Annotated in this window: 1 protein-coding gene; it reads right to left on the reverse strand. The window is 64.8% G+C overall.

All coding sequences use genetic code 11. The features are described 5' to 3' along the window. A partial coding sequence (locus PA598K_RS34200) for an MFS transporter (RefSeq protein WP_128661193.1) occupies positions 1-631 on the reverse strand: 631 nt, incomplete at both ends.

The raw sequence follows: 631 nt of genomic DNA on the forward strand, positions 1-631 counted from the left end.
GAGCAGGCTCGTCGTGCGCTCGGTCATGCCCGGCAGCTGCTGGTTCACATAGACGAGCCCGATCGCAAAGACGCCGGACCAGACGAGGCCGCTCAGTGCGATGAAGATCAGACTCCAGACGACATGGGCGGAGAACAGCAGCAGGACGAACAGCACCGTGCCAGCCGCCGTCGATATCGCAAGGTAGCGGCCGTGCCCGATCCGGTCGGCGATCGGACCGACGACGAGGCGCCCGACGACCATCAGGCCCCAGAACAGACTCATCGTCATCGCCGCATCGGCTTGATCCATGCCGGTCTGTCCGATCATGATCGAGGGCAGGTAGTTGGAGAAGCTCATCTCCATGCCAACGTAGAGCAGGAAGTAGCACACTCCCATCAGCAAGAACGGCAGCACCGCCCGGCTGTAGCCCGGCCGCTGCACAGCCGCTTGATGCATCGCCTCGCGCCGATGCGAGAGCAAGGCTTCGGCCTTGCCCATCGGCAGCACGGCCCAGAGCAGCACGGTGATGCCGGCCAATATCATCACGACCGGGAACGACCAGGCCCACAGGTCGCGCGTGATCAGCAGCGCTGCGAGCGCCGGCATCGCCAACGCGCCCAGTCCGAAGAACGCCTCGATCCGGGTCATC

The organism is Paenibacillus sp. 598K (assembly GCF_003851045.1).
Taxonomy (GTDB): domain Bacteria; phylum Bacillota; class Bacilli; order Paenibacillales; family Paenibacillaceae; genus Paenibacillus_D.